The following is a 23,876-nucleotide window of genomic DNA, read 5'->3' on the forward strand; positions in this document are numbered from 1 at the left end:
TAGAGAGGGCAAAGAAATGAATATGGAAAGAACGAATCAATATATGGAGAAATGTTGCATCATTTAGTATGATAAAGTGAAGGATTTGATAGGAGGCTTAGAGTTGGAACAGCATCTTAGTTTTACGGTAAATGTTAATGCAGCACCCTTAAAAGGGGAGATGTCGGTATTGTTTAGCGGTAAGGCCCAACCGGTTATGGGACATTTCATTGGTCCAGCTGTTCACGATTATTATTTGATACATATTGTATTGGATGGGGAAGGCGTTTTTGAAACCTTAGGAGAAAGTTATCAATGCGGAGCTGGAGATGCTTTCATTATATTCCCGGATATTCTCGTTAAGTATGAAGCAAGCATGAGTAATCCTTGGCAATATATGTGGGTAGGCTTCTCAGGAGAACTCGTTGAGACCTCTTTATCTTCCATAGGCATAACGCCGGATAGAGCCTATATACAAGGCTGCTCGTTGCATAAGATGAACCGCTTATTTCGGAGTTTGAACACTAGCTTGAAGCGGACGGATTTTCCCGCGCTTGGTAACATGGAGGCTTCTGCCTGGCTGAGAATGATTTTTTACGAGCTCGGGCTGGTGCATCAAAAGGAAGCTGAGGTGGGGACTATGCTGCCGTCGCGCTCCTTTCGCCAAATTGATCAAGCGATTCGCCTGCTTTCCTTGCAGTATGGAAAGCAGCTGTCAATAGAAGAGATTGCGAGAAGCTTAGGCTATCATCGTGCGCATTTAACTAGATTATTTAAAGAGGCGACGGGCTTGTCGCCGATGAAATACTTGCTTAAAGTGAGAATGAAAAAGGCAGAGGAGCTGCTTGAAGGCGATCTAACCGTCGCTCAGGTAGCGGCCTCGGTTGGCTATAATGACCCGTTGTTTTTCACGAAGCAATTTCGTAAATGGAATGGTCTATCGCCTACTGAGTTTAGGAGGAAATCAAATCATTAACCGATTTGCGGATAATGAGGTCTGCGGGTAAAACAATCTTCTTCCATGGCAAAGCAGTATCACGTTCTTGAATACGTTCCACCAGCATTTGCATACCCATGTAGCCGAATTGATAGGCTTGCTGTGCAGCTACTGTCAGAAATGGCTCAACCTCGGAATAAGGGCCTAAATCATCAAAGCATACAAGAGACATGTCAGCCGGTACCTGTATATTGCGATCGCGCAGCAGCTTCAGAACTTCCACAGCGAGCACGTTGTTGCCAGCTACAATGGCTGTTGGTGGCGGGTCAAGCTGATCAAGCCACTGTTCCATTTCGGTTAGGTCCTTCACAGGGCCGAAGCTTGTTTCGAATACATAATGATCATTGTACGACAGGTCATTAAGTTTCAGTCCTTCTTGGTAGCCCTGCAGTCTTAAGCGGGCACTGGAAACAGACGGAGATCCATTCACCATCGCAATACGGCGGTGGCCTTGAGAGACAAGGTGCTCAACGAGACGTCGAGCGCCTTCTTTGCTGTCTCCAAGCACGATGTCGCATTCGATGCCAGGTACTTCACGGTCAAGTAGGACAAAAGGCACATTATGCTTGCGAAGCGATTCCAAATGTGGAAGAGAAGGATCGCCTGTAGGCGCAACAAGGACACCATCTACGCGTGCTGTCAGAATTGTCGTCACATAGTCAGATTCCTTATCGAGATTCTCATCACTGTTTCCGAACAGCAGTCGATATCCCGATTTTATTGCCGCGTCTTCGGCGCCGCGGGCAAGTGTTGTATAGAAAGGGTTCATAATATCGGTGATGAGCAGAAATAAAAGCTTGGTCTGCTGCAGGACAAGACTTCTGGCGGTTTGGTTTGGAACATAGTTCAATTCTTCCATAACTCGTTTTACTTTAGTTCTTGTTTTCTCGCTAATTTTTCCAGTGTTATTGATAACTCTGGAGACGGTCATTGCGGATACGCTTGCTTTGGCCGCAATATCATATATGGTTACCATTCTAATGTCTCCTTATTGAATATCCTTGAATCTACTATACAGAAAAGTTGCCATTGACAGCAACCCTTATTCTTGTTATTTTGAGGTTATCGGTAACATTATTATATCATATTGGAGGTTTTTTTATTATGACGGATACAAACTTACGTTTTCAATCAGGCTTTCCTAAGATCGGCATACGTCCAACAATTGATGGCAGACGCAAAGGGGTTCGAGAATCATTAGAAGAACAAACAATGAATATGGCAATCGCAACAGCAAAGCTTTTATCAGAAAATTTGCGATATCCAAACGGCGAGCCTGTAGAGTGTGTCATTGCGGATAGCTGTATCGGAGGGGTTTCCGAAGCTGCTGCATGCGCGGATAAATTTGCGAAATCGGGTGTGGGTGTATCGATAACTGTAACACCATGCTGGTGTTATGGTACGGAAACGATGGACATGGACCCTTCCATTCCGAAAGCAGTATGGGGCTTTAACGGTACGGAACGTCCAGGAGCAGTTTATTTGGCTGCCGTACTATCTGGCTATGCGCAAAAAGGTCTTCCGGCATTTGGTATTTACGGCGAGCATGTTCAGGATGCAGGTGACACTTCCATACCATTTGATGTGAAAGATAAGCTGATTGGATTTGCAAAAGCGGGACTTGCAGTTGCTTACATGCGCGGCAAATCATATCTGTCAATGGGATCAGTATCTATGGGTATTGCCGGCTCGATCGTAAACGATGCTTTTTTCCAAGAGTTCCTTGGCATGCGTACGGAATATATTGATATGACTGAGTTTGTCCGTCGTATGGAAGAAAATATTTATGACACGGTTGAGTATGAGAAAGCGCTATCTTGGGTGAAAGAGAACTGCATCGAAGGAGCAGATAACAATCCAGAAAGCATCCAGACATCTAGAGAGCGCAAGGATCAAGATTGGGAAACGGTTGTGAAAATGACACAAATCGCTCGCGATCTTATGGTTGGCAATCCGCGTCTTGCTGAGCTTGGCTTTGGCGAAGAAGCAGGCGGCCATAACGCGATTGTATCTGGATTCCAAGGCCAGCGTCAATGGACAGACCATTTTCCAAACGGCGACTTTATGGAAGCCATTCTGAATTCTTCCTTTGACTGGAACGGAATTCGTGCCCCTTATATTGTAGCTACGGAAAATGATAGCTTGAACGGCGCAGTTATGTTGTTTGGCTACTTGCTTACTAATACAGCTCAAATATTCGCAGACGTGCGTACATATTGGAGCCCAGAATCAGTAGAACGCGTTACGGGACATAAGCTGGCAGGCGCGGCAGAAAACGGCATACTTCATCTCATTAATTCCGGTCCAGCTACACTTGACGGTACTGGCGAGCAAACAAAAGACGGTCAACCAGCTATGAAGCCGTTCTGGGAAATTTCTGAAGCAGAAGCTCAGCAATGCTTGGATGCAACCTCATGGAGACCGGCATCTGTAGAATATTTCCGCGGCGGCGGCTATTCCTCCGATTATTTATCTCGTGGAGGCATGCCAATGACGATGTCTCGTATAAATCTTGTCAAAGGAATCGGTCCAGTCCTGCAAATCGCGGAAGGCTACTCTGTTGAGCTGCCGGATGAAGTGCACGATATGCTAGACAAGCGTACAGATTCGACTTGGCCAACCACATGGTTTGCCCCGACGATAACTGGCGAAGGAGCATTCCACTCTGTATATGAAGTAATGGACAATTGGGGCGCTAATCATGGATCGATCAGCTTCGGACATATCGGCGGCGATCTTATTACACTTGCTTCGATGCTGCGTATTCCAGTTAGTATGCACAACGTACCGGACGAGCGCGTATTCCGTCCGCGTGCTTGGGGGCTTTTCGGTACTTCTAATGCTGAGAGCGCAGACTATCGTGCTTGCCAAAACTTTGGACCTATCTATAAATAATTAAGAAGAAACGAATTCGTCGAAGGGTTCCTATATTTTGAATGAAACGGCCGTTTATCCGCCTGCACTTAGTCTATAGACGGTGGCAGGCGGATAGCTGACGTATACGATCATAAATGGAGGTATTTTCATGAGCAGCATGGATATTCGTAATGAGCTGTGCAAATATGCGCGCAAGACAGTAGTAAATAAATTAGTAGTTGGACCTGGCGGCAACATTAGCGCTAAATATGAAGGTAAAATGTATCTTTCCCCAAGCGGTTTCGCGCTTGATGAGGTAGAGCCGCATCAATGGGTAGAGGTTGATATTGAAACGGGTGAAATTACAGATATCGGTCTTCGTCCATCGTCTGAGGTGCTGATGCATTTGTATGCTTATCGGGCAAATCCAAATATTGGAGCTATTGTTCATACGCATCCGCCATATTGCATCGCATTTACATTGGTTGAGCAGGAGCTTCCGATTATGTTCCCTGATCAAGCGGCACTTGTAGGCAAGACTGTATACGTTCCGTACGTGCTCCCAACGACGGATAAGCTTGCTGATGCCTACGTTGAAAAATGCAATGAAGCAAGCTCCGTTCTACTAGGTAATCATGGACTTGTAACTTCAGGCCGTAATTTGCGTGAAGCTTATTACCGGACTGAGGTTGTCGAAGAAAGCACAAAAATCTTTTTGATCGCCAAAGCGATTCGTGAGCCAAAGGTGCTTACAAAGGAAGAGTTCGAAGAAATCGCATCGCTCGAAAGTGAAGCTTATCGCATAGAATTATTGCAAAAAATGAAGTAATAGGCTGTCGCTGATCAAAGCGCGTCTGTTCTGAGAAAGGAGCTCAAGATGACGAAGCTTGCAACCGTACTCGCATTTGATTTAGGAGCCAGCAGCGGCAGAGCGTTAATCGGTGAGCTGATGTTTGGCAATGATAGTGAACAGCCGAAGCTGCAGGTGACGGAAATTCATCGCTTTCCAAATCAGCCGATTTCTGTCGGTGGTCATTTGCACTGGGATATTTTGCGCCTGCTGCAGGAGTTGAAATTCGCGATCCGCAAAGCATTTCAAGAAGGCTATTCACCGCAAACGTTTGGCATTGACACTTGGGGTGTTGACTTCGGGCTGATTGATTCGAATGGCGAGCTTCTTGGCAATCCCTATCATTATCGCGACCCGCAAACGGAAGGTATTATTGAAGAACTTAATCAGTTAATCGGCAAGGACAGTCTGTACGAGCAAGGCGGTCTGCAGTTTATGCCGTTTAATACGATTAATCAGCTATATGCAATGAAGAAGGCGGACTCGCCTAAGCTTGCAGCCGCCAGCACGCTGCTGCTTACGCCTGATTTACTGGCCTATTTCCTTACTGGTGAGAAGGTATGCGAGTTTACGATGGCGACTACTACACAGTTGTTTGAGCCGAATGAGCAGAGATGGAATGAATCACTTATGAAGAAGCTCGGTATTCCAACCAAGCTATTCATTGATCCGATTCATCCTGGAACGCGTTTTGGCCGCTTAACACCGGCGGTTTGTGCGGAGCTTGAGGTTCCGGCAATCGAAGCCGTTGCAGTTGGAACACATGATACAGAATCAGCTATTGCCGCCGTACCTGCAATTAATGATGAAGAATTCGCTTATTTGGTTTGCGGAACTTGGTCACTGCTTGGCACAGAGCTTGCGCAACCACTCGTTACGCCGGAGGCGATGGCGCTTGATTTCTCCAATGAAGGTGGGGTTGGAGGAACCTATCAGCTGCTCAAAAATATAATGGGCCTATGGATTTTGCAGGAATGCAAGCGAGAATGGGATGAGCAGGGCAATGTAATTCCTTTCTCTGAGCTTGTTAAATTAGCTGAAGATGCACAGCCTTTCCGCAGCTTTATTCATCCGGATGATCCATCCTTTTATGCACCTTCAGGAATGATCGCGCGAGTACAAGCATTTTGCCGAGAAACATCGCAGCCAGTTCCGGAATCCGTTGGCGAAGTAGTGCGCTGTGTATTGGAAAGCTTAGCGCTGCGCTACCGTCAGGCACTGATTCAAATGGAAGAGTTGACTGGACAAACATACGGCGGCTTGCATATGGTCGGTGGCGGAATTCAGAATCAGCTGCTTTGTCAGCTTACGGCTAATGCGATTGGTCGTCCTGTATGGGCAGGTCCGGTTGAAGCTAGCGCGATTGGGAACATGCTGATGCAGCTAGTAGCCTTGGAAGAGTGCTCTGATCTGCAAGCGGCTCGTCAGCTCGTAGCAGCATCGTTTCCAATTGAAAGGTATGATCCATCGCAGCCGAATGATTGGCTTGCTGCTTATGCGGCATTCGAGAAGCTAGCGATTAAGAACTAGTTGAAGAAGCTGTGTCGCTACAAGAACGAGAATAGCTGAACGAATGAAGGGGTGTGGTATAGATGTTAATGGGTATTTCGAAGCTAATATCACCGGAGCTGCTTAAAGTATTAAGTGAAATGGGACATAGTGATGAAATTGTATTGGCGGACGGTAATTTTCCGGCAGCCAGCCATGCTCAGCGGCTTATCCGTTGTGATGGGCACAACGTGCCGGAAATACTTGATGCTATATTACAGCTATTTCCACTCGATCAATATGTGGAGAAGCCAGTTTCGTTAATGCAGGTTGCTTTAGGCGATACGGTAGAAACACCAATTTGGGACAATTACCGTTCTATAGTTCAGGAACGTACAGGTCTCACCGATGCGTTCGAGGAGGTTGAGCGCTTTGCGTTCTACGAACGGGCTAAGCAGGCATACGCTGTCATAGCTACAAGTGAAAGTGCGTTATACGCCAATCTAATTTTGAAGAAGGGCGTTATTTCTTAAAGCTAGCAGATGACGTTATAAAATAGAGTAGTCTCTTGTACACAGGTACCCTTAGACTGGACAACTGAAAAAAGGTGTTCAGGCTGTGGGTACCTTTTTGTATACAAAAAAGCAGTTTATCGAATCGATAAAAAATCGATGAAGCAGTCCGAGCAGACAGTTTCCTCCATTAAATTCATCCTTCACCGGCACAGGAAACTTAAAATGAATCATATGACTATACACTTACTCACGCTCTACTTAATATTGTAGAGTATATCGTTTAAAACTCTAGACTGAGCAAAAGGGGGTTGATATTTTGCGAATTTATCTTGATCGCTTTCCCTTTGGAAAAACAAAAGCAGTAACCATGAGTTACGATGACGGGACAATACATGATCGAGTAATGGTAAATTTATTAAACAAATATTCGATTCGCGGTACATTTTATTTGCCCTCTAGTCATCTGGACAAAACAGATCGTCTTAAATCTTCCGAAATCAAGTCACTTTTTGCGAAACATGAAGTAGGAGTTCATTCTCATAATCATGTTCGTATGGAGCATATTCCACCAGAAATGGCAGTGACGGAAATGATTAAATCAAGAACAATTTTGGAGAGGTTGATAGGCTATCCGATCATTGGAATGGCGTATCCTTATGGATCGTATGATGAAACCGTAATTGAAATGATCAAGCCCCTTGGCATTCGCTTTGCTCGTACGACTGCAAATCATAAAAATTTTACTTTACCAAAAGATTATTTTACATGGTCTCCGACATGCAAGGATTTGGATGATTTAGAGGATATAGGACAAAAATTTCTGGACTACAAAAAAGAAGGTACACCCGCACTCTTGCATGTTTGGGGGCATAGCAGAGATATCGATGAGGGAAATAAGTGGGACTCAATCGAGAGCTTCTGTAAACTTGTTGGAAAGAACAACGAAATATGGTATGCAAGCAATGGAGACATTTATTACTATGTAAAAGCAATAAAGAGTCTTATATTTTCCTTCTCAGGAAAAATCATTTACAATCCATCTGCAATTTCCGTTTGGATTAGTGTAGACGGCAGCGCTATTGAAATAAGATCCGGTCAGACGATTAAACTCTGAACAAAGGGGGGGATTTAATTTTGAGCAGCCCATTTTCTTTTGACCCTTCTTTGCCTATTGTAAATGTTGATTTCAAATTAAAAGACCACCACTGTAGTGCATGTGAAGATTGTCATCGGTATATTAATAGCTCCTTACTAGGCGAAGACCAGTACATTGGCAAAGGAAAACCTTTAAATACAATTACGGGATATATTGACCTTCGGAATTTATCTTATGAAAATTACATTGAGAAAATAAAGAAAAGATATACCTCTTCCGCTTTGCGTGATGCCAGAAAAGCTGATAAGCAGGGTTATGTTTGTAAACCGTTTATCAGAAAAGTTTTTATACCCGACATTGTTGAGATTAATCACTCTAAAGAGGTTCGGGGTGGCGTTCCTATGCAGGGATGGTATACCCGATCTTTAGAAGAGATGGGTGGACCACCGAAAAAATATCAAGAATTTGTTTTACCAGATTGTACAATCCATTATGTTATATTTTGGGGGATATTTGCCCCTATACTAGGTTATAAACAAGGTAACGTGACAACGAATGAAAAGTTACTTGCTTATGCTAATATACGGAGAATTGGAACTATAATCAATTATTCACAATTCGTGGGTCATGGCGATTATTTAAAGTACGGTATAATGTATCGTCTCCATTTAGCCATTATGGAATGGGTGTCCAAAGCAGATCATCCATATTCTAATGCTCTAGAGTGTATCATTCATGGGAAATACTATAGTGGAGGAGACGGGCGTGTATTATGGAGAAAGAAACTTTTATTTGAACCAGCCTACCTCATTACTTCTTGACACCGGTCTAAGTTAAGAAAAAGTTGCAGGAATATATGGATATAAAGTTAAACAGAAGAGGCATGGTCAAAGTTGGACCATGCCTCATCTATTTATAGGACGCCTCATGAAACTATGAAAATTATTTTGAATTTAACTCTGAACAAAAGGGTGATTTAATTTGAGTAACCAATCTTTTGACCCATCCCTGCCTATTGTAAATGTTGATTTCAAATTAAAAGACCATCACTGTAATGCATGTGAAGATTGTCAGCGGTATATTAATAGCACCTTACTAGGCGATGACCTGTACATTGGCAAAGGAAAACCTCCAAATACGATTACGGGATATATTGACCTTCGGAATTTTTCTTATGAAAATTATACTGAAACAATGAAGAAACAATTTACCACTTTAAAGAATGCAAGAAAAGCCGATAAACAAGGCTATGTCTGTAAGCCGTTTATTAGAAGAGTGTTTACACCTGATATTGTTGAAATTAATCACTCTAAAGAGGTTCGGAGTGGTGGTCCTATGCGGGGATGGTATCTTCGCACTTTAGAAGAGATGGGCGGACCACCGAAAAAATATCAAGAATTTGTATTACCTGATTGTCCCATCCATTATGCTGTTTATTGGGGGGTGTTTGCCCCTATACACGGTTATAAACAGGGCGATGTTATAACTAATGAAAAGCTACTTGCTTTTGCTTATATACGACGCATTGGAGATCTCCTAGCTTACTCGCAATTCATTGGTCATGGCGATTATTTAAAGTACGGTATTACGTTCCGCCTGCATTTGGCGATAATGGAATGGTTGTCTAAAGTAGATAATCCGCATTCAAATGGTCTAGAGAGTTTCATGCAAAGTGCCTTTTATGATGGAGGGGACGGGCGAATATTATGGAGAAAGAAACTTTTATTTGAACCTGCCTACTTCATTACTACTTGACTACTTGACACCGATCTAAGTTAAGAAAAAGTCGATGAAATATATGGATATAAAGTTAAATAGAAGAGGCATGGTCAAGTTGGACCATGCCTCTTCTATTTATAGGACGCCTCATGAAACTATGAAAAAGGTTATTTTGATTTTTTCGAAAAGTCAGTAATGTATTTTATAAATTGTTGTGCTCGAACTCGATTGGTGTGATGAGTGTGAATAAATTCAAACCCGTTATTGGTAATTTCTTCGCGTTCTTTTTCATGCTGAGCATAATACATTGCTTTTTCGTAAAAATCATCTTCATTACAGGCCACAAAGTTAATTCCATCTTTAAATCCTAATTCTAAAATATCAGGATTAGGCTTTGCTAACAGTAACGTTCTGCAACCGGGAGCTTCAAAAAATTTAAATACGGGATATTCGAATTCTCCTCCACAGGTAAAGAAAGTTTCAGAACGGTTTAACTCGCGGCCATAGTTTTCGTTTACTAAAAGATCATCTGATGGAGTAGGATGGTGACCAGGATGTGGTCGAAAAACAAAACCATCATTTTTTTGCATTTTTTCTAATACCGCTTCCCTGAAAGAATAACGGCCCTTTGGAGGTAATCGTTTTGGGGGATTTAATATATCATCATAAAAAACTTGCCCCATAAGAAGGAATTTTATGTCCTTTGTTAACCTCCAATCCTTTATAATATGGGGATTAATGGAGAAGGGAAGCCATCTAAATCTCTTTCGGTAGTCGGGGTATACTTCTAAAAACTGCTTCTTAGAAGACGCAAAAATTAAATTAATTTTATTTTTTTTAAAGTACCGCCTTCTCGTCTCCTCAGAAAAATGTATATCTATGACAAAACACCCTTTTGGAATTTTGATCTTATTAAGCCCCGTTATATCTGGTGCATACCTATTTTTCCAAGCAATATCATAATGAAAAATAAAGTCAGGTTTAAAATTTATTTTTTTGATTATATCTCTGATATCTCCATCCTCATGCCAATACAAGCAATCTGCGAATTCTTCTATAGCAGAAATGATATCGAATTTTTGCTTATGCTTAGGATAGGTCGCCAAAGGTTTTATAAGGATCAGAATTTTTAGTCTTCGCACTATATCTACTCCTATCTTTTAATTTTCATATTGAATAACCGAGTTTTGGAATTCCTAAATTAATGTCTATATATGTATATGAAGATATGCATATTGAGCCATAGTGAAAATACCTAAAACCAAAAAAATGTGTAAATCGTTGGACCGTCGAGCCACAATCCGCTCATCTCACCGAGTCTATTTTTTAAAATCGAGTGAGTAGCCGTCTCACTGCTAAGGGTGTTTACATATTTTATTTAAAAAGTTATCTCCACTGCATGCATGATAGTAAGTTTACTTAATCATGATCGTAAGCTTTGTAAATTCGGAGGTGTTCTTGTGGTGGGCGACAATAGTCCAATAATTAAGTTTGGATTAGTAGGGTGCGGAAGAATCGCTAAAAAACACGTGGAAGCAATAAAAAACATAGATAATGCAGCACTTGTAGCCATTTGTGACATTAATGCTGAACGAGCAAAAGAATACGGAGAAAAACTTGGATTACCTTTTTATACAGATTATCATGAAATGTTAACAAATCACGAAATCGATGTTGTTACTATACTCACACCTAGTGGTCTACATGCAAAGCATATTATCGATATTGTAAAGAACTATCAAAAACATATCGTATGTGAAAAGCCAATGGCAATTAGATTACAAGATGCAGATGAAATCATTCGAATTTGCGATCAAAACAAAGTGAAGTTCTTTGTTGTTATGCAGAATAGATTTAATTTACCAGTACAGCAATTAAAACAAGCTTTAGATGACGGAAGATTTGGCGAGTTGGTGCTAGGCACTGTTCGGGTAAGGTGGAGAAGAACACAACAATACTATGATGCAGATGCGTGGAGAGGAACATGGGAGCACGATGGAGGATGTTTAACTAATCAAGGATCTCATTATATAGATTTATTATTGTGGATGCTAGGGGACCCAGTTGAAGTATCGGGGAAAATATCTACTCGATTGCATAATATCGAAGTCGAAGATACAGCTGTGGCAATTATTAAATTTGCGAGCGGTGCATTAGGAATTATCGAAGCGACAACGGCTGCTAGTCCAATAGATTTGGAAGGTTCCATTTCTGTACTTGGTGAAAAAGGAACTGTTGTGGTTGGTGGCATTGCCTTAAATGAAATGAAGACATGGGTATTTGAAAACAGTCAAGAAAAAGATGTAGCTATGTTAACTCAATTTAATGAGAATTCTCAGGATGTTTACGGATTTGGGCACAAAAGATATTTAGAACATGTAATTGATTGCTTAAATAATAATACAAAAGCTTTGGTTGATGGAATCGAAGGAAGGAAGTCTTTAGAACTCCTTCACGCTATTTATGAGTCAGCTGAGACGGGCAAAACGATTAGCTTAAAATTTGAACCACGAAAGTCCAAACTTGGTGGTTCATTTGAGTAATTACAAAGTATATGAAAATGTTCAGTTGGGTAACAACGTGCAAATAGAAGATTATGTAGTGATTGGTAAACCACCAATAGGCAAAAGAGAAGGGGAATTATTAACAATTATCGGGGATAATGCCATTATTAGATCTCATACTGTTATCTACGCTGGCAATATTATAGGTAGTCATTTTCAAACGGGGCATTTTGTAATGATAAGGGAAAATAATGTAATTGGTAATAATGTCCGTATAGGTACAGCTGCAAATATAGAACATCACATAAAAATAGATAATTATGTGAATATTCATTCTCAAGCATTTATCCCGGAGTTCTCTATTCTTAAAGAAAGTTGTTGGATTGGACCCAATGTTGTATTAACTAATGCTAAGTATCCAAAGGCTCCCGATGCAAAAGAAACTCTCCTAGCACCAATTATTGAAAAGAATGCAAAAATAGGAGCGAATTCGACAATTTTACCTGGCATTACTATAGGCTGTAATTCACTAATTGGAGCGGGAACTGTAGTTGTAAAAGATGTGCCAGCAGGGAAAGTGGTAGTTGGAAATCCAGGAAAAATTATTGGAGATATTGATGACATACGAAATTATTGATGAGGAGACTAGTCCAATGGAAGTTCCTTTTATGGACTTAAAAGGTTGTTTTTATGATATTCGTGATGAAGTAATGGATAAAATGAGGAACTTGATAGATAACACAAGTTTTATTGGCGGAGAAGAAGTAATGAGATTTGAAGAGGAATTTGCCCAATTTTGTAATGTGAAATACGTTATTGGTTGTGGAAATGGGACAGATGCGTTAACAATTGCTTTAAAAGCATTAGGTATAGGTTATGGAGACGTAGTAATTACTGTTCCCAATACGTTTATAGCTACTGCTGAAGCGATTACAGCTGTAGGTGCAAAGGTAGATTTTGTAGACGTAAATGAAGATACGTACACCATGTGTCCTCAAAAACTTAAGGAACACCTGGAAAAAAAAGCATCAACTCAAAATATTAAAGCTGTAATTCCTGTACATCTATATGGTCAGATGTCAGATATGGAAGAAATCATGAAAATAGCAAAGGAGTATGATTTAAAAGTAGTTGAGGATGCAGCACAAGCACACGGAGCTACATTGAATGGTAAAAGTCCAGGAGAATATGGAGATATAGCAACTTATTCATTCTTTCCAGGAAAAAACTTAGGAGCATTTGGTGATGCAGGTGCAGTTGTAACGAATAATCAACAATTAGCCCAAACAATAAGAATGCTCGCTAACCATGGAAGAATAGAAAAATATACGCATGAAATGGAGGGATATAATAGTCGACTGGATACAATTCAAGCCGCTGTTTTAAGAATCAAGTTAAAGTATCTCAACAAATGGACAGATATGCGAATCCAAAACGCAAAATATTATAATCGATTCCTGGAAGATAATGGAGTAGTAACACCAACAATTCATGAAAAGTGGAGGCATGTATTTCATCTATATGTTATTAGGATGCCTAACAGAGATAGTATAATAACAGATTTGAAACAAAAAGGAATTTCCTCAGGAATACACTATCCAACACCACTCCATTTACAACCTGCTTTTTTTTATTTGGGTTATAAAAAAGGAGATTTTCCAATTACAGAGAGGGTTAGTGAAGAAATCATTAGTCTTCCTATGTGGCCAGAACTAACGAAAGAGACAGTTGAAGAAATTTGTAATGAAATCAAATTAAATAGACATAGTCCTAGTTCTTTGTAAGTCCGTAAAGGCTTGATCGGAGGTGTAGAATGAGTAATCGGTTAAACATTTTAATTTTGATAAAACCGTTCTGGGTTTTGTATCCAAAGCACCAACATAAATTTGATATGATTTCAGCGATTGAAGATTTTGCTGATATTTGCTATTGGTATGAGGACGGCAATATTCTAGAAATACTGCGTTCTATTCCGTTCAAGCCTGATTTTATCTTACATTACGATGTAGCTTGGAGGAATAGGTATGCTCCAAATATAGTGGGTTTTGACAAAGTCAATATCCCAAAAGGATGTTACCTAATCGATATACACTATGATAAGAAGAAACGATATAAATACTTTGAGAAAAATAACTTTGATTTAATTTTTTCTGCAACAAAGTATCCTTTTTTACAAACGTTTCCTGAGTATTGCTATAAACATAGATGGTGGCCATTTGCCATTAATCAAGAAATAATTAAAGATTGGAATTCACCGAAAAATATTACATTTCTTCTTTTAGGCCAAGTATATTACGAAGATAAAAATAACCCCCCAATAAGATTGCCTCCAAAAGGACGGTATACATTCAGAGAAGCGGTTTTGGAAAAAATGAAAGATGTAAATGGGTTTAAGTTCTTCCCGCATCCAGGTCATTATATATCGTTTTCAGATGATCTGCTAATAAATAAAAAATATGCTGAAATGTTAAATCGCTCAGAAATTTTTTTCACTTGCGGCGGAGAATTCAATTATGCCGTGGCTAAATTTTTGGAAGCGCCTGGTTGTCGATCTTTACTGTTAGCAAAACCTAATAAAGACTTTTTGGAGTTAGGTTTTAAGGATGGAATACATTTTGTTTCATGTAACGAGACTGATTTTTTTGACAAGGCATTGTATTATGCTGAGAATAAGGTAGAACAAAGACATATTGCAGACAAGGGATTTGAATTAGTTCAAATGTTTCATAATACCAGTGTTAGGGCTGAGCAATTTATTAACTACATTGAAGACTATCTACTATGCGATTATAGGGAAATGTAATAACTAAACACGTTTCAGACGCCGTATACGCGTTTTGAAACGTGTTTTTTTTCTGCTAGAAATGCTTATTCTTATTTAGTTCGAGCCTCTGAAGGAGTCATCCCTTTATATTGCTTGTATAGCTTCGTAAAATAATTCGGATTATCGCACCCGACTGTACGGGAGATTTCGGATATCGTGTGACTGCTGTCTCGAAGCAAGCGTTCCGCTTCGTTCATGCGGCAGACGTTTACATATTCGATGAACGTTCGTCCCGTTAGTTTTTTGAACAGCTTGCAAAAGTGGTAGGGGTTTAAGCTTACCTGCTTGGCTGCTTGCTCGATTGTTATCTTATTACTGAAATTCGTTTCGATTTGTTGGATAAGCTGTTTAAACCGATCACGATTCGCGAAATAAGTTTCAACTGGTTTATCTGCAAGCTGATGCGGCATAAAGGTACGAGCGAGCAGAGTGAACAAAGTATATAGTTTGGACTTCACGACAAGCTGATAGGCTGCTGGTTTGGCGGATAGTTCTTCTATCGTTTCATGGAGTAAGGAATAGTAGGCTAAGCAAGCTTCGTCGTGATCTGCGGGTTTTACTGGAAATCGCATACGCCCCTCTAAGAAGGGTGCAACGTATTGTGAGTGTACTGGGTCATGCACGTAGTCGTTGAACAGTGAAGCATTTAAGACAACACAGTCGTAATGGACTTCTTCTTGATGTAGGGCATATCCAACATGTAAGCCGCCTGCTGGAACAATAATAACTTCACCGGCATTGAGGACATAGGGACGGCTATCTATGTGAAACACCGCATTTCCTTTCCTCAACAAGATGATTTCAAAATGCTCATGCCAATGTAAGTGCATAATGCACTCGTTTGGCTTCCTTTGGGGCCAGCGATTTTGGAACAACTGAAAAGGGTATGCTTTTTGCTCTAAGCGAGTATTTTCCCTAAGCTCTTTGGGGTAGGTCACAAGCAGAACTCCTTTCACAATATTCGACTAGTAATGCGCAAGATTGTATAGAGTAATAAGCAATATTCGCAGTTATAATGGTGTTTATACTTAAACTATAAGCCAATATAGGAGTGATATACAACAATGAATAACAAATTGCGAATTGGAACATTAGTAGGCGGCGGTGATGCGCTGAATGTAATCCCGAATATTGTGAAGCATGGTTTTGAATCGTTTAATTTAACCTTTTGGCAGACAACAGGTGAAACGGATTTGGCAGAGACGGCGAAGAAGATTCGAGCGCTTGCAGATGAGCATGATTTTGTTGTGCCGGCAGTTAGTATTTTCGGAAACCCGTTAACGGGAGAAGGGAATAATGCGGATACACTTGCAAGCTGGGAGCGCCTGATCGATCATGCACATTTGTTTGGCGCTACTATTGTATCCGGTTTCACAGGACGTTTGACAGGCCAGTCTATTGACCAATCGATTCCGAAATTTAAAGAGGTGTTTGGGGAACTAGCGCGCAGAGCGGAAGATCGCGGTGTTAGACTTGCGTTCGAGAATTGCGACATGGGTGGAACATGGGAAACAGGCGATTGGAATATCGCTCACAATCCAACGGCATGGGAAATGATGTTTGATGCTGTGCCGGCGGACAATATCGGACTTGAGTGGGAGCCGTGTCATCAGATGGTCAGTCTAATTGATCCGATTCCACAGCTGCGTAAATGGGCACATAAAGTGTTCCATGTTCACGGAAAGGATGCAACCATTGCCTGGGATATAGTTAAGGAGTATGGTATTCATGGTCCAAAGCCGTTCGTGTGGCACCGTACGCCTGGTTTTGGCGATAGTAACTGGACGGACATTATCACTATTTTAAGGCAACATGATTATAAAGGTACAATTGATATCGAAGGCTGGCATGATCCGGTATACAAAGGCGAGCTTGAAATGACTGGCCAAGTGCATGCTCTGAATTATTTAAAGCGCTGTCGCGGCGGCGATTTTATTCCCATGTAAGAAAGGGCTTGCCCATCCATAAAAAAAGAACAGAGAAGGCGAGGCTTGATCCAGATGACGATCAAATATCAAGTAATAGTTGCAGGCTGCGGCGGAATGGCAAATACATGGGTGGATTATGCGAAGGGTAGAAGCGATACGGAAATAGTGGGGCTTGTCGATATTAAGATAGAGTTTGCACAGGCAATGGCCGAGCGGAAAGAGCTGTATTGTCCAGTCTATACGGATTTACAGCAGGCGATAGACGAAACGAACGCAAATGTCGTATTTGACATTACTGTTCCGGCAAGTCATTGCACAATTCGCAGTATCGCAATGCGCTCCGGATGCCATGTATTTGGGGAGAAGCCGTTAGCGGAATCGATGAGTGACTGTATGGATATTGTACATATCTCCAATGATACGGGGAAAACGCATGCTGTTATGCAAAACCGTCGATATGATCCCAATATTCGCGCGTTGCAAGAGCTTGTTTCTGGAGGCAAGATTGGGCGTGTTGGTTTCATTGGTGCAGATTTCTTCCTAGGTGCTCATTTTGGAGGATTTCGTGATGTGATGGAAAGTCCGTTGTTGCTGGATATGGCGATTCATACTTTTGATCAAGCGCGGTTTATTAGTGGAGCTAATCCGGTTTCAGTCTATTGTCAGGAATTCAACCCGCCTGGTTCATGGTATGCCGGAAACGCAAACGCTGTATGTATCTTTGAAATGTCAGACGGCTCGATATTTAATTATCGCGGTTCGTGGTGCGCCGAAGGTGCGAATACGTCTTGGGAATCTGCATGGCGTGTGACGGGTGAGATTGGGACTGCCATTTGGGATGGGCATAAGGAGGTTTATGCGGAGGTTGTCGCTGCAGACAATCAGACAGGTAATTTCATTAGCGATCAGGTTCGTATAGAGGGTCAACCTCATGAAATGAAAAGCACAGGCCACTTTGGTTGTCTGGACGAAATGTTTGATGCCCTTGAAGCGGGTCGAAAGCCAGAAACGGATTGCAGTGACAATATATATAGTATGGCTATGGTGCTGGCAGCGCTTGAGAGTAATAAAACGGGCCGGAAAGTAAACATTTCTGACTTTATGAAGGAAGCTTCTGAACGTTGATTTGTCAGTTGCAGTTGTGCTCCAATAACGAAATGAGATGAAAACAAAAGCAGCCAATCAGTAAAACATTACTGTGGCTGCTTTTTTTCATTTCTACATAACCACCGCGAAACAAGCTTCGTCGCCTAGGAGGACAACAGCCGTTTACGTTTGCATGTCTAGAGTGATCTAAAAATTAAAGTTGTCGGGATCTGGGCCGAAACGTTTATTAAGGTTAAGTGCACTGATTTGCGACATTTCTTCCTTTGTTAACGTGAAATCAAATATGTCTGCATTCTCTTTCTGACGGGCAGGATTAGTCGATTTTGGAATCGTGACAACCTCGTTCTGCAAGTCCCAGCGAAGAACGACCTGGGCAGGTGATTTGCCATACTTAGCACCGATGTCTGCAAGCACACTATGATCTAGGTTTCCTTGCATTAGTGGACTCCAAGCCATAAGCTGAATTTTATTCTTTTTGGAAAAGGCATGAAGCTCTTCCTGTGTGAGAAGCGGGTGATACTCTACTTGATTGACCATAGGAACAATCTCGCCTGCCTCAATAATGTCCTGCAAATGATGAATCTGAAAATTACTTACACCGATAGCCCGAACGAGGCCGTCTTTATAAAGCTTCTCAAGCGCTCGCCATGTATCCAAATATTTACCTTTAACCGGCCAGTGAATAAGTAGTAGATCAACGACATCGACACCGAGCTTTTTTCTGCTTTCTTCGAATGCGATAAGCGTAGATTCATAGCCCTGATTAGCGTTCCAAATTTTTGTCGTAATAAAAATTTCATCACGAGCGATGCCGCTGTTGCGAATGCCGGCTCCAACGCCAGTTTCATTATTGTAAGCTGCTGCAGTATCAATACTTCGATATCCGGATTCAATGGCAGTGGCCACGGTTTGCTCAGCTTCACCGTCATCCTTAACCTTCCACACGCCAAGGCCAAACCATGGCATTTTTACTCCATTGCTTAATAGTGTATATTCTGTTAGTGCTTTAGTCATTGATGATTGCCTCCTGAATTAAAGTGAAAGCTCTAAAATAGCTTTGACATCATGTTTTTCTAAACGTTTGAATGAGCCAATAGCGCCGTAACGAACAGCTTCCTCAGCCATACGATCAAGCTTTTCATCGCCAATTCCGAAATCAGCTAGCCGTGCTTCAGCACCAATACGAGTAAAGAAATCTCTAGTTGCTTGAATGCCGGCAAGGGCGATCTCTTGATCGGTTTTACCCGCCGGATCAATACCCCAAACGCGCTGTGCATATTGAACAAAACGATCCATACGTTCTTGGTATACGTATTTCATCCAATTTGGAAAAATGACAGCGAGTCCCGCGCCGTGTGGAATATCATAGATCGCGCTCACCTCGTGCTCAATGCCGTGCGAGGCCCAGTCATTTTCCATACCGACGCTGATTTGCCCACCGTTAAGCGCCATCGTTCCGCACCACATCAGGTTGGCGCGAGCGGCCGCGTCATTTGGATTCTCAAGAGTGATTTCTACATTTTCGATAACGGTTTGCAGGATTGATTCACAGAAGCGTTCTTGCAGTGGCGTATTCTGTGTTAGGCTGAAATATTGCTCGAAAACATGAGACATAATGTCAACGGAACCGTTGACCGTTTGATTGCGAGGCACTGTATAAGTCAATGTAGGATCAAGTATTGAAAACTTTGGATAAGTATGAGAGCTGCCAAAGGCGCGCTTTAGATTTTCCTCCCAGTTCGTTACAACCGATGCGCCGTTCATTTCTGAACCGGTTGCCGCTAGCGTGAGAATAGTACCAATTGGAAGAGCTTTCTGGACGACTGCTTTGTTCGTGAAGAAATCCCAAACATCACCTTCGTATGGAACACCGGCAGCTATAGCTTTCGATGCGTCGATAACACTTCCGCCTCCAACTGCTAGAATGAAATCGATGCTATGCGCACGGCAAAGCTCGATTCCTTTGTTTACTGTAGATAGACGAGGATTCGGTTCAATATTTGGAAGCTCGTGGACGGTAATTCCGGCATCATTTAAATGTTTAATTGTTTTATCGTACAAGCCTGACTTTTTAATACTGGTAGATCCATACACAAGTAAGATCGTTTTTCCGTACTTTGAAGCTAACTGACCAATTTGATCGACAGAACCTTCGCCGAACACGATATGGGTGGGGTTGTGAAATTGAAATGAGTTCATTCTATACAATACCTCCTGCGCATATTGCGAATTAGATAACTAAAAAGGTAACTAAATGTCTTTCGAGTTACGTACACGCCGCTAATTTTAGTTAAAATGTAGGCGTGTGTCAAGTTTTATGAATTTATTAGTTGATATGTTAACTTTTTAGTTATATAGTGGGTGGGTATCGAAAGATTTATAAGGGTGGTCATAATGGAAATTGAAGTAAGCAGTCAAAATATGAGATTTCTTGAATGTTTCTCATCGCATACTAGGGTGAAAATAATAGAACTGCTCAATATTCAGCCGATGAATATCAAAAGCTTGTCTGAAGCACTAGACATAAAGTCTCCTATTGTAACGAGACATATTCATATGCTTGAGGAAGCCGGGATCGTGCGCAGCGAGAGTGTTGCCGGCAAAAGGGGCATGCAAAAGATATGCCATTTGCAGCTAGCGCATGCAAAGCTACTATTTAAAACTACGCCAGTTGTCATGGATGAATCCAATCGTTATGTTGTGTCGCTACCTGTGGGGCATTATTCGTCCTATCAAATTATGCCGACCTGCGGACTTGCATCAGATACTCAGATGATTGGCATGTGTGACGATCCACGTTATTTTGCTGATCCTGAGCATGTTAGAGCTAAAGTGTTGTGGTTTGGATCCGGTTTTGTACAATATCGGATTCCTAATTATATGGTTAACAACGAAATGGCTGATTCATTGGAAATCTCTTTGGAGATTTGTTCGGAAACACCTTGTAATATAGATCATATGCCTTCTGATATCGATTTTGCAATAAATGGTGTTCATGTGGGAACATGGACTTATCCTGGTGATTTCGGAAGCACAAGGGGACAATATACACCGGAATGGTGGCATAAAAACATTCAGCATGGTCTTATGAAGATGATTCGGATTAACAAACAGGGTTCATACATCGATGGTGTTCAAGTATCTAATATAACGATAGAACAGCTGGATTTAGCCTATGATAAAGAAATTTTGTTCAAAATAGCATGCAATGAATCGGCCAAAAACCGCGGAGGCGTCACCCTTTTCGGCAAAGGCTTTGGAAATTACAATCAAGATATTGAAGTAACGCTGCGATGTCAGTGAAGCAATAGTATGGTATAGAAGTCATCAATAGAAAAGAAATCATCAATAGAATTCATCACATAGAAGACTACAACTGTCCTTAAAGCAGATCATTCTGCTTTAAGGGCAGTTTTTTTGTCATAATAAAAGAAATCGGATTTCCGTTTATCTTTGAATTAAATGTATTCAAAGATAAACAAATATGATATGATCGATTCAAACAAATACAAAACATCATTCGGAGGTATTTTCATGGTACAAAGTTTGTGGGATAAGTCGAAAGCATCGCAATTAGAAGGCGGATTGAATGAACTCGTATACCGTTCTAACATTATTGGTACTGATCGTCGGGTTTGCAACTTCGGTGGAGGCAATACATCTAGCAAAACAGTAGTTAAGGATTTCCGTGGGCGCGATGTTGAGGTAATGTATGTGAAAGGCAGCGGCTCGGATCTTGCCTCAATGAAAGCGGGCAATTTCACAGGCTTGCGAATGGATGATATTCGTCCATTATTTGAACGTAATGAAATGCCTGATGAAGAGATGGTCGCTTATTTAGTAAATTGTATGATTGACTCTAAGCATCCGCGTGCTTCGATTGAAACGCTGTTGCATGCGTTCCTTCCATTTAAGCATGTGGATCACACGCATCCGGATTCCATCATAAGCTTGTGCTGTGCCGATAACGGAAAAGCGCTTGCGAAAGAAATTTTCGGAGATCGCTTTGTATGGGTTCCTTACGTACGTCCAGGTTTCAATCTGTCTAAAATGATTGCTGAGGGCGTGCTTGCTAACCCGAACGCTGAGTTAGTGTTGATGGAGAAGCATGGTCTTGTTACTTGGGGTGAAACGTCAGAGGAATGCTACGCGCAAACGATCAAAATTATTTCCGAAGCAGAGGCGTTTATTGAAGCGCGTTTCGACGAGGGTTCACTATTTGGTGGCGTGAAGCATGAAGTTCTAGCTGCAGACGTTCGTAAAAGTGTTGCTGCTGCAGTTATGCCAACGATTCGCGGTGCTGTAAGTGATGCGAAGAAAATGATTTTGACTTTTGATGACGAGGCTGACGTTCTTTCATTCGTAAGCGGTCAAGATTCACCGCAATTGTCACAAGTAGGTGCTGCTTGTCCGGATCACCTCGTACACACCAAGGTAGTTCCACTCTTTATTGATTGGACTCCTAACACTGAGGATATCGATGGTCTTAAAGAAAAACTTATTGCAGGAATCTCTGCTTACAAAGAACAATATAAAGCTTACTTTGATCGCAATAAAAACGAAGGCGACGTTATGTTCGAGGCTGCGCCGCGTGTTATTCTTATTCCAGGTATTGGTATGATCAACACGGGCAAGAGCTGGGCTATGGCTCAAGTAAGCGGTGCTCTATACCACCGTGCTATCGCAGTTATGCGCGGCGCAACAGCACTTGGTGATTTTGTATCATTGAGCGAAAATGAATCATACAACGTGGAATATTGGCCGCTTGAGCTTTACAAGCTGTCGCTTGCTCCTGCAGAAACGGAGTTTTCTCGCAAGATCGCTTTCATTACAGGCGGAGCCGGCGGAATTGGCAGTGAAACAGCTCGTCGCCTTGTATCCGAAGGTGCGCATGTCGTGTTAGCGGACTTGAATCTTGAAGGTGCTCAGAAGGTAGCAGCTGATATTAATGATAAATACGGTGATTTCCGTGCTATAGCAGTGAAAATGGATGTAACGTCCGAGGAGCAGATTGCTGCAGCATACGCAGAAACAGCTTTGACTTACGGTGGTGTCGACATTATCGTCAACAATGCGGGTCTTGCTACTTCGAGTCCATTCGATGAGACTACACTTAAAGAATGGAACCTGAACATGAACGTGCTTGGAACAGGATATTTCCTTGTTGCTCGCGAAGCATTTAAACTAATGAAACAACAAAGCATCGGTGGGAATATGGTTTTCATCGGCTCTAAAAACTCCATCTTTGCAGGCAAAAACGTTACTGCATATAGCTCAGCAAAAGCTCTTGAAGCACATTTGGCACGCTGTATTGCAACGGAAGGCGGCGAGTTCGGTATTCGCGTGAATACGATTCTGCCTGACGCTATTTTGCAAGGATCGGCGATTTGGAACGGCAACTGGCGTAATGAGCGTGCAGCAGCATACGGTATTGAGCCAGACCAGTTGGAAGAGCTCTACCGCAAGCGTACGACTTTGCTTGTTAATATTTATCCGCGTGACATTGCGGAAGGAATTGCATTCTTCGCATCTTCCAAAGCAGATAAAACAACAGGATGCATGTTGACAATCGATGGCGGAGTACCTGCAGCTTTCACTAGATAAATAAGGAGAGTGCGGCATGATTCGAGCGCGTGGTGAGAAAGATTGGTATATACCGGATGGTTATATTCCACCGGATAGCACGGGTGCTTTAACGAGCCACGAATCCGTCTGCGTATTGAACTGTTCATCCGAAGAAGCACTTATTCGCTTTACTATTTATTTTGAAGATCGCGAACCGATTGAAGATATTATAGTAGTCGTGCCAGGCAGACGTACGAAGCATATACGCACTAGTTCTTTAATGAAGGAGGGAGCATCGATACCAATCGGTGTTCCTTACGCCATTGAGGTGCAAAGCGATATTCCGATTATAGTCCAGTACAGCAGGCTTGATTCGACACAGGCAGAGAACACGCTTATGTCGACGATTGCTTATCCGTTGAAATAATCCATTTTATTTATGAAAGGG

Annotated in this window: 22 protein-coding genes; 17 read left to right on the plus strand and 5 right to left on the minus strand. The window is 41.7% G+C overall.

Annotated elements, in window-relative coordinates:
* Window positions 1–103: 103 nt before the first annotated feature.
* On the plus strand, window positions 104–955 hold the full coding sequence (locus tag AC0YN7_RS07730; RefSeq protein ID WP_475809378.1) for an AraC family transcriptional regulator: 852 nt from the start codon (window positions 104–106) through the stop codon (window positions 953–955).
* Here AC0YN7_RS07730 and AC0YN7_RS07735 read toward each other — a convergent pair.
* Window positions 933–1,952, minus strand: coding sequence for a LacI family DNA-binding transcriptional regulator (locus AC0YN7_RS07735; protein ID WP_475809379.1), 1,020 nt, complete (start codon window positions 1,950–1,952; stop codon window positions 933–935). The two genes, AC0YN7_RS07730 and AC0YN7_RS07735, sit on opposite strands and share 23 nt — an antisense overlap.
* A 128-nt stretch (window positions 1,953–2,080) precedes the next feature.
* On the opposite strand from AC0YN7_RS07735, the gene AC0YN7_RS07740 reads away from it, so the two are divergent.
* From AC0YN7_RS07740 to AC0YN7_RS07770, 7 genes are all read left to right on the plus strand, one after another.
* Window positions 2,081–3,871: an L-fucose isomerase gene (locus tag AC0YN7_RS07740; protein ID WP_475809380.1), complete on the plus strand. Its 1,791-nt coding sequence runs from the start codon at window positions 2,081–2,083 to the stop codon at window positions 3,869–3,871.
* A gap of 130 nt (window positions 3,872–4,001) precedes the next feature.
* Window positions 4,002–4,661: a class II aldolase/adducin family protein gene (locus tag AC0YN7_RS07745; RefSeq protein WP_475809381.1), complete on the plus strand. Its 660-nt coding sequence runs from the start codon at window positions 4,002–4,004 to the stop codon at window positions 4,659–4,661.
* A 48-nt stretch (window positions 4,662–4,709) separates the two neighbouring features.
* Window positions 4,710–6,212, plus strand: a complete 1,503-nt coding sequence (locus AC0YN7_RS07750; protein WP_475809382.1) for a rhamnulokinase — start codon at window positions 4,710–4,712, stop codon at window positions 6,210–6,212.
* A 62-nt stretch (window positions 6,213–6,274) separates the two neighbouring features.
* Window positions 6,275–6,703, plus strand: a complete 429-nt coding sequence (locus AC0YN7_RS07755) for an RbsD/FucU family protein (protein ID WP_475809383.1) — start codon at window positions 6,275–6,277, stop codon at window positions 6,701–6,703.
* 298 nt (window positions 6,704–7,001) lie between these two features.
* Entirely contained in the window at window positions 7,002–7,799 is a 798-nt protein-coding gene (locus AC0YN7_RS07760) for a polysaccharide deacetylase family protein (protein WP_475809384.1), read from the plus strand.
* A gap of 20 nt (window positions 7,800–7,819) precedes the next feature.
* On the plus strand, window positions 7,820–8,602 hold the full coding sequence (locus AC0YN7_RS07765) for a hypothetical protein (protein ID WP_475809385.1): 783 nt from the start codon (window positions 7,820–7,822) through the stop codon (window positions 8,600–8,602).
* 160 nt (window positions 8,603–8,762) lie between these two features.
* Window positions 8,763–9,536, plus strand: coding sequence for a hypothetical protein (locus AC0YN7_RS07770; RefSeq protein WP_475809386.1), 774 nt, complete (start codon window positions 8,763–8,765; stop codon window positions 9,534–9,536).
* Between the two features lie 131 nt (window positions 9,537–9,667).
* Here AC0YN7_RS07770 and AC0YN7_RS07775 read toward each other — a convergent pair whose 3' ends face one another.
* Window positions 9,668–10,642 (minus strand): glycosyltransferase, encoded by a 975-nt coding sequence (locus AC0YN7_RS07775; protein ID WP_475809387.1) that lies wholly within the window; start codon window positions 10,640–10,642, stop codon window positions 9,668–9,670.
* A gap of 318 nt (window positions 10,643–10,960) precedes the next feature.
* Here AC0YN7_RS07775 and AC0YN7_RS07780 point away from each other — a divergent pair, with 318 nt between their 5' ends.
* The 4 genes from AC0YN7_RS07780 to AC0YN7_RS07795 are packed head-to-tail and all read left to right on the plus strand — an operon-like array spanning window position 10,961 to window position 14,807.
* On the plus strand, window positions 10,961–12,043 hold the full coding sequence (locus tag AC0YN7_RS07780) for a Gfo/Idh/MocA family protein (RefSeq protein WP_475809388.1): 1,083 nt from the start codon (window positions 10,961–10,963) through the stop codon (window positions 12,041–12,043).
* Window positions 12,036–12,641 (plus strand): DapH/DapD/GlmU-related protein, encoded by a 606-nt coding sequence (locus AC0YN7_RS07785; protein ID WP_475809389.1) that lies wholly within the window; start codon window positions 12,036–12,038, stop codon window positions 12,639–12,641. Before AC0YN7_RS07780 ends, AC0YN7_RS07785 begins: the two co-directional genes overlap by 8 nt.
* On the plus strand, window positions 12,589–13,788 hold the full coding sequence (locus AC0YN7_RS07790) for a DegT/DnrJ/EryC1/StrS family aminotransferase (protein WP_475809390.1): 1,200 nt from the start codon (window positions 12,589–12,591) through the stop codon (window positions 13,786–13,788). The genes AC0YN7_RS07785 and AC0YN7_RS07790 overlap by 53 nt, the downstream gene beginning before the upstream one ends.
* A gap of 29 nt (window positions 13,789–13,817) precedes the next feature.
* On the plus strand, window positions 13,818–14,807 hold the full coding sequence (locus tag AC0YN7_RS07795; RefSeq protein WP_475809391.1) for a glycosyltransferase: 990 nt from the start codon (window positions 13,818–13,820) through the stop codon (window positions 14,805–14,807).
* 71 nt (window positions 14,808–14,878) lie between these two features.
* Here the strand turns inward: AC0YN7_RS07795 and AC0YN7_RS07800 are convergent, their stop codons facing one another.
* On the minus strand, window positions 14,879–15,784 hold the full coding sequence (locus tag AC0YN7_RS07800; RefSeq protein ID WP_475809392.1) for a helix-turn-helix transcriptional regulator: 906 nt from the start codon (window positions 15,782–15,784) through the stop codon (window positions 14,879–14,881).
* A 108-nt stretch (window positions 15,785–15,892) separates the two neighbouring features.
* Here AC0YN7_RS07800 and AC0YN7_RS07805 point away from each other — a divergent pair, with 108 nt between their 5' ends.
* On the plus strand, window positions 15,893–16,774 hold the full coding sequence (locus AC0YN7_RS07805; RefSeq protein WP_475809393.1) for a sugar phosphate isomerase/epimerase family protein: 882 nt from the start codon (window positions 15,893–15,895) through the stop codon (window positions 16,772–16,774).
* A gap of 54 nt (window positions 16,775–16,828) precedes the next feature.
* Window positions 16,829–17,881: a Gfo/Idh/MocA family protein gene (locus tag AC0YN7_RS07810; protein ID WP_475809506.1), complete on the plus strand. Its 1,053-nt coding sequence runs from the start codon at window positions 16,829–16,831 to the stop codon at window positions 17,879–17,881.
* 168 nt (window positions 17,882–18,049) lie between these two features.
* Here the strand turns inward: AC0YN7_RS07810 and AC0YN7_RS07815 are convergent, their stop codons facing one another.
* The gene (locus AC0YN7_RS07815) at window positions 18,050–18,877 is read right to left on the minus strand and encodes an aldo/keto reductase (RefSeq protein WP_475809394.1); all 828 of its coding nucleotides are present in this window, start codon (window positions 18,875–18,877) and stop codon (window positions 18,050–18,052) included.
* 18 nt (window positions 18,878–18,895) lie between these two features.
* Window positions 18,896–20,062 (minus strand): iron-containing alcohol dehydrogenase, encoded by a 1,167-nt coding sequence (locus AC0YN7_RS07820; RefSeq protein ID WP_475809395.1) that lies wholly within the window; start codon window positions 20,060–20,062, stop codon window positions 18,896–18,898.
* A 195-nt stretch (window positions 20,063–20,257) separates the two neighbouring features.
* Between AC0YN7_RS07820 and AC0YN7_RS07825 the strand changes: the two genes are divergently transcribed.
* The 3 genes from AC0YN7_RS07825 to AC0YN7_RS07835 all read left to right on the plus strand — a co-directional run bounded on the left by AC0YN7_RS07825 (window position 20,258) and on the right by AC0YN7_RS07835 (window position 23,855).
* Window positions 20,258–21,166: an ArsR/SmtB family transcription factor gene (locus AC0YN7_RS07825; RefSeq protein WP_475809396.1), complete on the plus strand. Its 909-nt coding sequence runs from the start codon at window positions 20,258–20,260 to the stop codon at window positions 21,164–21,166.
* A gap of 231 nt (window positions 21,167–21,397) precedes the next feature.
* Window positions 21,398–23,467: a bifunctional aldolase/short-chain dehydrogenase gene (locus tag AC0YN7_RS07830; RefSeq protein ID WP_475809397.1), complete on the plus strand. Its 2,070-nt coding sequence runs from the start codon at window positions 21,398–21,400 to the stop codon at window positions 23,465–23,467.
* Window positions 23,468–23,483: 16 nt separating this feature from the next.
* Window positions 23,484–23,855 carry a sensory rhodopsin transducer gene (locus AC0YN7_RS07835; protein WP_475809398.1) on the plus strand — a complete coding sequence of 124 codons (372 nt, stop codon included), beginning with the start codon at window positions 23,484–23,486 and terminating at the stop codon, window positions 23,853–23,855.
* The last annotated feature ends 21 nt before the right edge of the window (window positions 23,856–23,876 follow it).

Source organism: Paenibacillus sp. J31R122 (genome assembly GCF_056269185.1).

Bases quoted from the DNA above. Each gene is read 5' to 3' on its own strand.
- AC0YN7_RS07735 (WP_475809379.1), bottom strand. From the start codon at position 1,952: ATGGTAACCATATATGATATTGCGGCCAAAGCAAGCGTATCCGCAATG.
- AC0YN7_RS07740 (WP_475809380.1), top strand. From the start codon at position 2,081: ATGACGGATACAAACTTACGTTTTCAATCAGGCTTTCCTAAGATCGGC.
- AC0YN7_RS07745 (WP_475809381.1), top strand. From the start codon at position 4,002: ATGAGCAGCATGGATATTCGTAATGAGCTGTGCAAATATGCGCGCAAG.
- AC0YN7_RS07750 (WP_475809382.1), top strand. From the start codon at position 4,710: ATGACGAAGCTTGCAACCGTACTCGCATTTGATTTAGGAGCCAGCAGC.
- AC0YN7_RS07755 (WP_475809383.1), top strand. From the start codon at position 6,275: ATGTTAATGGGTATTTCGAAGCTAATATCACCGGAGCTGCTTAAAGTA.
- AC0YN7_RS07795 (WP_475809391.1), top strand. From the start codon at position 13,818: ATGAGTAATCGGTTAAACATTTTAATTTTGATAAAACCGTTCTGGGTT.
- AC0YN7_RS07805 (WP_475809393.1), top strand. From the start codon at position 15,893: ATGAATAACAAATTGCGAATTGGAACATTAGTAGGCGGCGGTGATGCG.
- AC0YN7_RS07810 (WP_475809506.1), top strand. From the start codon at position 16,829: ATGACGATCAAATATCAAGTAATAGTTGCAGGCTGCGGCGGAATGGCA.
- AC0YN7_RS07815 (WP_475809394.1), bottom strand. From the start codon at position 18,877: ATGACTAAAGCACTAACAGAATATACACTATTAAGCAATGGAGTAAAA.
- AC0YN7_RS07820 (WP_475809395.1), bottom strand. From the start codon at position 20,062: ATGAACTCATTTCAATTTCACAACCCCACCCATATCGTGTTCGGCGAA.
- AC0YN7_RS07825 (WP_475809396.1), top strand. From the start codon at position 20,258: ATGGAAATTGAAGTAAGCAGTCAAAATATGAGATTTCTTGAATGTTTC.
- AC0YN7_RS07830 (WP_475809397.1), top strand. From the start codon at position 21,398: ATGGTACAAAGTTTGTGGGATAAGTCGAAAGCATCGCAATTAGAAGGC.
- AC0YN7_RS07835 (WP_475809398.1), top strand. From the start codon at position 23,484: ATGATTCGAGCGCGTGGTGAGAAAGATTGGTATATACCGGATGGTTAT.